Here is a 7,312-nt window from a genome sequence, read left to right on the forward strand (position 1 = left end):
GGTGAGGGCATCCGTGTTCCGTAGCCGTCCCACCTCCCCCGAACCGCCCCTCCCCGTGCGGCACTCGCCCAACGGCGTGAGCGGGCCTGCCGCGGAAGGCGCCCCGCGCCGCACGGACGGGCCCGGCATCCCCGGCGACGTGACCGTGGACGTCGTGCTGCCCTGCCTCGACGAGGCCGAGGCCCTGCCGTGGGTCCTGCGTCGCGTCCCCGCAGGCTGGCGGGCCGTCGTCGTCGACAACGGCTCCACCGACGGCTCGGCCGAGATCGCCCGCGCGCTCGGGGCCACGGTGGTGCGCGAGCCGCGCCGCGGCTTCGGTGCCGCGTGCCACGCCGGGCTGCTCGCCTCCGAGGCCGACATCGTCTGCTTCTGCGACTGCGACGCCAGCCTCGACCCCGGCCTGCTGCCCGGCTTCGTGCGCGAGGTGGCGGACGGCGGCACCGATCTGGTGCTGGGCCGGCGCCGCCCCCGCGGCCCGGGAGCGTGGCCGGCGCACGCGCGCGCCGGGAACCTGGCGCTGGCGCTGATGCTGCGCCGGCGCACCGGCCTGCGCCTGCACGACCTCGGACCGATGCGCGCCGCACGACGCGAGGCGCTGCTGGACCTGGCGCTGACCGACCGCCGCAGCGGCTATCCGCTGCAGATGGTGGTCCGGGCCCGTGACGCCGGCTGGCGGGTGTGCGAACGGGATGTGCCCTATCTCCCGCGCGCCGGGAAGTCCAAGGTCACGGGCACCTGGCGGGGGACCTGGCAGGCGGTGCGGGACATGAGCCGGGTGCTCGCGGACGAACCCGCGGAGGGCGCCCGGTGACCACGCTCCTCGTCATCGCCAAGGAGCCGGTGCCCGGCCGGGTGAAGACCCGGCTGACCCCGCCCTACACACCGCGGGAGGCGGCCCGGCTCGCCGAGGCGGCGCTCACCGACACACTCCTGGCCGTGCTGGCGGCCCCGGCCCGGCGGCGCGTCCTGGTCCTCGACGGCAGTCCCGGCCCCTGGGCGCCGCCCGGCATCGAGGTCGTACCCCAGTCGGGCGGCGGGCTCGACGAGCGGCTGGCCGCCGCGTTCGGGCTGTGCACGGGGCCCGCGCTGCTCGTCGGCATGGACACACCCCAGCTCACGGCCGGGCTCCTGGGCCCTGCGCTTCGACCGGGCGGCTGGCGGGGGTGCGACGCCTGGTTCGGTCCCGCCGCCGACGGCGGCTTCTGGGCGCTCGGCCTGGCAGCCCCCGACCCGGAGCTGCTGCGGGGCGTGCCGATGTCCGTGCCGGAGACCGGCGCGGCGCAGCGGCGGCGGCTGGCCGGCGCCGGGCTCTCGGTGCGCGAACTGCCGCTCCTGCGGGACGTCGACACCGCCGACGACGCGCGCCTGGTGGCCGCCGAGGCGCCGCACACCAGGTTCGCGGCGCTCGTGGCGCGCCTGTCCGGGACCGGGGTGCGATGAGGACCGCCGGATCTGTACGGCACGCCGTGCCGCGGCCCGCCCCGGCCTGGCGGGACGAGGGCGCCTACGCCGAGGCGCTGCGCCGAGGCCGTGGACCGCTGTTCCTGCGGCGCGCCGACGGCTGGCTGCTGCCCCTGGAGGTGGAGCGCTGGTGCGCCGAGGCCGACGCGGCCGACATGACGGTGCTGCGCCGCTGTACCGGCTCGGTGCTGGACATAGGGTGCGGGCCCGGCCGCCTGGTGGCGGCGCTGGGCGCGCTGGGCACCCCGGCGCTCGGCATCGACGTCAGCCCGGTCGCCGTGGCCCGCACGGTCGGGTCCGGCGGCAGCGCCCTGTGCAGTTCGGTGTTCGACACGCTGCCGGGCGAGGGCCGTTGGGGGACGGCCCTGCTCGTCGACGGCAACATCGGAATCGGCGGCGACCCGGCCGAGCTGCTGGACCGTGTCGCCCGGCTGGTGCGGACGGACGGCGTCCTGCTGGTGGAGGCTTCGCCGCTCGATCTGGACGAGCGCGTCCAGGTGCGTGTCGACGACGGCCGGGGCGGCTCCACGCGGGGCACCGCCTTTCCGTGGGCGCGGGTCGGCGTACCCGCGCTGCGCGGGTACGCCGGGGCCGGCGGCTGGACGGCGGCCGGGGAGTGGACGGCCTCGGGCCGGGTGTTCATGGCGCTGCGCCGCGGGTGACGCCGGCACGCGCGGTGTCAGGCGGGCGGATCGGGCGGCCGCATTTCCATGAGGGGGCGTACTGCTGCCCCGCGTAGCAGTCGCCGTCCCGCAGGTCGCCCTGGACGACGGGCGCGGCAGGGAGACCTTCGCCGCGAGAGCCAGGGTGGGCGACGAGGAGGATCTGCTCCGGATCGGCCCCGTACAGCGACGCGAAGAGCTCCCTGGTCAGGAAACCGGTTGCCGGGAGCGCGTCGTACGCGGCCCGGTCATGGCACAACAGATCCCGGTCGATGCGGGGCGCGTGGGCGAGCGGCCGGATGCGTCCCTCGTCGAAGTGGGCCTCCAGGCGCCGGGCGGGCTGGTCGGAGTAGATCAGGCGAAGACCTCGGCCAGCCGGTCCGCGACGAGTGTGTCCCCGCCGTCACCGGCGCGGGCGTCTTCGAGGGCCGGCCACCAGACGGTCCGCCTTGTCGAGGAGCTGCACCAGTTCGGTCAGCCGGCCGGCGGTGGCGTTGCGGGCGGCGGGGCGGGCCATCGGCGCGGACAGCCGCACCTCGGCCTCCACGATCTCCGAGAGCGTGGCCGCCGAGGGATCCGCGATCCGCAGCGAACGGGGACCGACCCGTTCCACGACCTTCTCGTGCACCGGCTGCCGCAGGCCCTCGCGCACGGGGGTGGGGCTCACACCGAGGCGCCCTGCGAGGTCGCGTTCGGTGATCTTCTCCCCCGGCCTGAGGACGCCCTCGCGAACGGCCTCGCGCAGGCGCCGGTACGCCTGGTCGGCGAGCGATGTCGTCTCCATCGGCCCGAGGGTCTCACTCTGCATGGGCGCAAGGCTGCCCGCTGCTATAGGCAAACAGTTGATGAGGGCTGAGGTGGAGATCACGCTGGTTCAGCCCGTTCGGTCTGCGCCCCGCTCGACGGGCGGTCCGATTGGCGCGCGCCGGCCGGGGCGGCGCCGCCCCGGCCGGCGCGCGAGCACGAGCCCGGCGGTCACGACCGCCACCGCCGTGAGGGCGAGCAGCCAGTTGCGCGGATAGTCCAGCGGCAGGACCGAGGCGTTGCCCCTCCTGCCGGGGCGCAGCAGCGGGGGCAGGGCGACCAGCGTCAGACTGCACGCCACGATCAGCGCCCCGCGCACGGTACGCCGGGCGGGCAGGCTCGCGAGCAGCAGCCCGGCGCCCAGGACGAGGGGCGCGAGGACGGCGTCGTGCAGCACGATCCCACCGGCCAGCCAGACCAGGACGGACAGCGGGTCCCGGAGCCCGGACAGCAGCACCGCGCCGAAGCCCATCAGGGCCACGCCCAGCGAGCCCAGCAGGATCCGCCCGGTCACAGGACCTCCAGCCGGCCGACCCACTTGGTCTGGAGCACCCCGGGCCGGTTGGGGGCGATGACGCGGGCGGGGAACCCGTGGTCGGGCGAGAGGACCTCGCCGCCCAGGCGCAGCGCGAGCAGTGTGAGGGGATCGTGGGCGTAGGTCCGGCCCATCTCCGTGACCCGGTACGCTCCCCGGCGCTGCAGCGACACCACACGCACCCCGGCGTCCGCGCCGGCGCCGGCCCGTTCCAGCAGGTCCCTCACGCGTACGCCGGTCCAGCGGGCGGACGCGCTCCATCCCTCGACACAGGCGATGGGCAGGGTCACCTCGTGCTGGGGCATGGCCCGCAGTTCCTCGAGCGTCAGCTCGTACGGGCGTGGTCCCGAGACGGTCAGCCGCCAGTCCGCAGCGACGAGCCCCGCGACGCCGGCCGCGGCGGCCGTACGGTTCACGGGGAGTCCCTGCGGGCCGTGATCGGGATGGCGCGCGGCGAACAGGTCGAAGCGCTTGAGGGGGGTGAGGCTCTGGCCCACGGTCGTGAGGGTCACCGCTCCGACGGCCGCCGTGACGCCGAGCAGGAGCGAGCGGCGGTCCGGCTCGTCCTCCGCCGGCAGGGCGAGCGTACCGGCCGAACGGCGCCGCCAGTGTGCCCTGATCCCGGGGGCCTTGACGGCGAGGTGCAGCAGGAGCGCGCCCGTCAGCAGCCAGGCGACGGCGTAGTGGGCCGGCACGAAGGAGAACGGCCACGGATACCACTGAAAGGTGTTGAGCAGTCCCGTGAACAGTTCGAACAACGCGGCGGCGACCAGCACGGCCACAGACAGCCGCTCCAGGGCGTGCCGCACCGAGCGCACCGGCGGCCGGGCGAACAGTCGCGGGTAGACCGTCCACAGCTTCGCCAGGAGCAGCGGGATCGCGGCGATGCCGCTCGCCACGTGCAGGCCCTGGGTGAACCGGTATCCCCACGCGGGGCGGCTCGGCAGGACGTCCGCCGCCAGGCCGGGCGGGCGCTGAAGGACGTGGCTGACGATCCCGGTGAGGAAGCAGACGGCCACGGCGAGGCCGAGCGGGCGGCCGATCGCCGTCGCCGTGCGGGCGTCGTGCAGTCTGCCCGAGAACACCGGCAGACCGAGTAGTGGCTTCATGGCCCCATCACACCGCCGGTCGGGCCGGATTGGAGGGGCCGGACCCCTTACGAAACGCGGACACGGATGCCGGAGCCCGTTCCCCGCGGCGCCGGCCGCGAAGCGGGCCCGGCAGCGGGGCTTGAAGCCGACCGCTGAGCCGGCCCGTGATGGACTCCCGTGCGGGCGTACCGCCGTCCTCCTGGCGGGGGCCGACGGCCGCGCTCCTCCCCACCGTCCGCAAGACCGGTCCGCCGTCCGGCCCGCCGGCTCCCCTGCCGATACGCGGGCTGCCGACCACTGCTCGCGTGCGCCGCACGGTCGCCGCGCAGGGTCCGTCCGGCGTGCGGCGACGCCGGTCGTGGCGGGCCGGATCACGGTGGCCGCGAACTGGCGTGTCGCCGAGGACGGGTGACGGGAGGCGGCGCCGTGAGAACTGTCGCGCCGCCTGTTCCAAGGCCGTCAGGGGCTTCGCGGGGCACATCCGGGAGTAGCGTCGGGAGCGCGTAGGTGACGAGGTTCTCCAGCGTGACAAGTTCCGCCGGTCCAGGGCCGTCGGAGCGGCCGTCACAGGACACTCCGTCAGAACGCTTGCGCTGGGGCGCCGAACGGTTCCACGTTGGAGTGCCCCGCTCGACCGCCTTCCTGGGGGACGTCATGTTCCGCAAGCAACGCCGCCACCGGCTCGCCGTACTCTCCGTCGCCGCCCTGTGCTCCATCACCGCCTCGGCCGCACTGGCCCCGCCCGCCGCGGCGGAGCCGCACACGACGGTGGCCTTCCCCTCCGGAGCCACCGCGACCCGCTACACCGGTCTCGCCTTCGACACCTGCACCGCGCCGCCCCTGTCCGCCGTCAAGGCGTGGAACGCTTCACCGTACCGAGCGCTCGGGGTCTACATCGGGGGTGTCAACCGCACCTGCGCCCAGCCCGAGCTGACGGCCGGCTGGGTCGCCGGGGTGTCGAGTCTGAAGTGGCGCCTGCTGCCCATCTACAAAGGGCTCCAGCCACCGTGCGGCGCCCGCCCCACGGACGAGAAGATCGACCCCGCCCGCGCTGCGAGCCAGGGCACGGCCGCGGCGGCAGACGCCGTCGCCCAGGCCACCGCCAGGGGGATGCTGCCCGGCAGCGCCTTCTACAACGACATCGAGCACTACGACACGACCGTCTCGAGCTGCCGCACGGCCGTGCTGACGTATCTCTCCGCCTGGACCAGGGAACTGCACCGGCGCGGATACCTCTCCGGCGTCTACATGAACCTGAACAACGGCGCCAAGCACCTCTCCGACGTCTACACCTCGACCTCGTTCGCCAGGCCGGACGCGCTGTGGGTCGCCCGCTACGACGGTGCCGACTCGCTCAAGGGCTGGGCGGGCGTCTCCGACTCCAAGTGGGCGGTGCACCAGCGGGCCAAGCAGTACCGCGGCAGCCACGACGAGACGTACGGCGGTGTCACTCTCAACATCGACAACGACCGGCTCGACGCCCCGGTCGCCACCGTCGCCCATCCGTACAAGGTGACCAGCACGACCCCCCTGAACGCCCGCAGCGGCCCCTCCACGAGCTACGGGAGCGTCAAGTCGTACCCCGCCGGAGCCTCGCTGAGCGTCGTCTGCCAGGCGCCGGGCTCCAAGGTGGGTACCACTTCGGTGTGGAACAAGCTTGCCGACGGCAGCTACGTCACCGACCGCTACGTCAGCACTCCGTCGGACACCGGCTACAGCGCCCCGCTCCCCCGCTGCGCCTATCCGTACCAGGTGAAGGCGGCCGGCGGACTGAGCGAACGCAGCGGTCCGGGAACGACGTACGCCGTCGTCGGCAACTCGCCCGGCGGGGCGCTGGCCTGGACGACCTGCCAGCGGCCGGGCACCAAGGTGGGCACGACACCGGTGTGGGACCGGCTGGACAACGGGCACTACGTGTCCGACAACTACGTGGCCACACCCAGCTCCACGACGTACAGCAAGCCCGTGCCGCGCTGCTGACCGGCACGAGCGCCGCCCCCCGGCTCCACGGACGCCGCCGGGTCCGGGCCGCTCAGCCCGCCTCGGCCCGGCCGGCGTCGGCCCGGCCGGCGGGCGGCACCTCCTCCGACGGCGGCACGGGCGGAGGGGCGGCTCCGTCGCCGAACGGACTGCCCCCGAGCCGCTCCCGGCCGTGCGGGGTGAGCCGGCCGCCCGGGCGCGGCCCGCGGGGCACGATCCGGGTCGGAGTCGCCGCTGCTCATCGCGGCCCCTCCTCGTCGGCCAGCCGGACGCTGATCTCGCGGCGGCTGCTCGGGCTGGAGCACCGCGCGGCCACAGCAACTGGCCGGCCGTCAGGGCGGAGGCGACCCACACGCTCAGGCAGAAGGGACACGTCAGCAACTCGCCCACCGTCTCCTTCCCGCCTCCGCGCGGCTCCTCGTGCAGCCCGGCGGGCCCTGGGGGCCCGCGCACGTGGTGAAGGGCGCACGCAGCGGGCTGGTCACCGAGGCCTTGCTCAGCAGCCGGCTCAGCCGGAACGTGGCGACGGCCGTCAGGGCCACGTCACACGACTCCGGCCGGTCGGGCAGCGGCCGGCCGCTCAGCCGTACGGCGGTGGCCCACGCCGCGGTGTACGCGCCGAACCCGGCCATGGCCGCCGCACAGCCGCCCAGCGGCCGCTCGCGCCCGGCCGAGCAGCCGCGCCGCGTGGGCCGCAGAAGACGGCGCACGGGTCCCGCGGCGCGGTCTGCGAATGCCGTGCTCATCGAATGCGCCCGCTCCTGATTCTCGTTCCGGGT

General features: G+C 75.2%; 8 protein-coding genes and 1 pseudogene. 4 read left to right on the forward strand and 5 right to left on the reverse strand.

Annotation, left to right across the window (positions count from 1 at the left end):
- Window positions 1-127: 127 nt before the first annotated feature.
- Genes GUY61_RS31540 through GUY61_RS31550 form a run of 3 tightly spaced genes read left to right on the forward strand, consistent with a single transcriptional unit; the run spans window position 128 to window position 2,123 of the window.
- Window positions 128-811 carry a glycosyltransferase family 2 protein gene (locus GUY61_RS31540; protein ID WP_313896961.1) on the forward strand — a complete coding sequence of 228 codons (684 nt, stop codon included), beginning with the start codon at window positions 128-130 and terminating at the stop codon, window positions 809-811.
- The gene (locus tag GUY61_RS31545; RefSeq protein WP_313896959.1) at window positions 808-1,440 is read left to right on the forward strand and encodes a DUF2064 domain-containing protein; all 633 of its coding nucleotides are present in this window, start codon (window positions 808-810) and stop codon (window positions 1,438-1,440) included. The genes GUY61_RS31540 and GUY61_RS31545 overlap by 4 nt, the downstream gene beginning before the upstream one ends.
- On the forward strand, window positions 1,437-2,123 hold the full coding sequence (locus GUY61_RS31550) for a methyltransferase domain-containing protein (RefSeq protein WP_166633663.1): 687 nt from the start codon (window positions 1,437-1,439) through the stop codon (window positions 2,121-2,123). Before GUY61_RS31545 ends, GUY61_RS31550 begins: the two co-directional genes overlap by 4 nt.
- Here the strand turns inward: GUY61_RS31550 and GUY61_RS31555 are convergent.
- From GUY61_RS31555 to GUY61_RS31570, 4 genes are all read right to left on the reverse strand, one after another.
- Window positions 2,101-2,382: a DUF4387 family protein gene (locus GUY61_RS31555; RefSeq protein WP_243766894.1), complete on the reverse strand. Its 282-nt coding sequence runs from the start codon at window positions 2,380-2,382 to the stop codon at window positions 2,101-2,103. The genes GUY61_RS31550 and GUY61_RS31555 overlap by 23 nt on opposite strands.
- A 144-nt stretch (window positions 2,383-2,526) precedes the next feature.
- Window positions 2,527-2,931: a GntR family transcriptional regulator gene (locus GUY61_RS31560; RefSeq protein ID WP_166633664.1), complete on the reverse strand. Its 405-nt coding sequence runs from the start codon at window positions 2,929-2,931 to the stop codon at window positions 2,527-2,529.
- A gap of 66 nt (window positions 2,932-2,997) precedes the next feature.
- On the reverse strand, window positions 2,998-3,441 hold the full coding sequence (locus GUY61_RS31565; RefSeq protein WP_313896960.1) for a hypothetical protein: 444 nt from the start codon (window positions 3,439-3,441) through the stop codon (window positions 2,998-3,000).
- Entirely contained in the window at window positions 3,438-4,571 is a 1,134-nt protein-coding gene (locus tag GUY61_RS31570; protein WP_166633665.1) for a molybdopterin-dependent oxidoreductase, read from the reverse strand. The genes GUY61_RS31565 and GUY61_RS31570 overlap by 4 nt, the downstream gene beginning before the upstream one ends.
- Before the next feature lie 603 nt (window positions 4,572-5,174).
- Between GUY61_RS31570 and GUY61_RS31575 the strand changes: the two genes are divergently transcribed.
- A complete protein-coding gene (locus GUY61_RS31575) occupies window positions 5,175-6,533 on the forward strand; it encodes a glycoside hydrolase domain-containing protein (RefSeq protein ID WP_208106700.1) in 1,359 nt (452 codons plus the stop codon).
- Between the two features lie 363 nt (window positions 6,534-6,896).
- Here the strand turns inward: GUY61_RS31575 and GUY61_RS31580 are convergent.
- Window positions 6,897-7,279: pseudogene (locus GUY61_RS31580) on the reverse strand (DUF1360 domain-containing protein); the annotation flags it as partial.
- Window positions 7,280-7,312: the final 33 nt, after the last annotated feature.

Origin of the sequence: Streptomyces sp. GC420, from assembly GCF_009916105.1 — a bacterium.
GTDB lineage: Bacteria > Actinomycetota > Actinomycetes > Streptomycetales > Streptomycetaceae > Streptomyces.

What these genes read in the sequence shown, in the direction of transcription:
- GUY61_RS31550 (WP_166633663.1), top strand. Translation starts at nt 1,437, where the DNA reads ATGAGGACCGCCGGATCTGTACGGCACGCCGTGCCGCGGCCCGCCCCG.
- GUY61_RS31560 (WP_166633664.1), bottom strand. Translation starts at nt 2,931, where the DNA reads ATGCAGAGTGAGACCCTCGGGCCGATGGAGACGACATCGCTCGCCGAC.
- GUY61_RS31570 (WP_166633665.1), bottom strand. Translation starts at nt 4,571, where the DNA reads ATGAAGCCACTACTCGGTCTGCCGGTGTTCTCGGGCAGACTGCACGAC.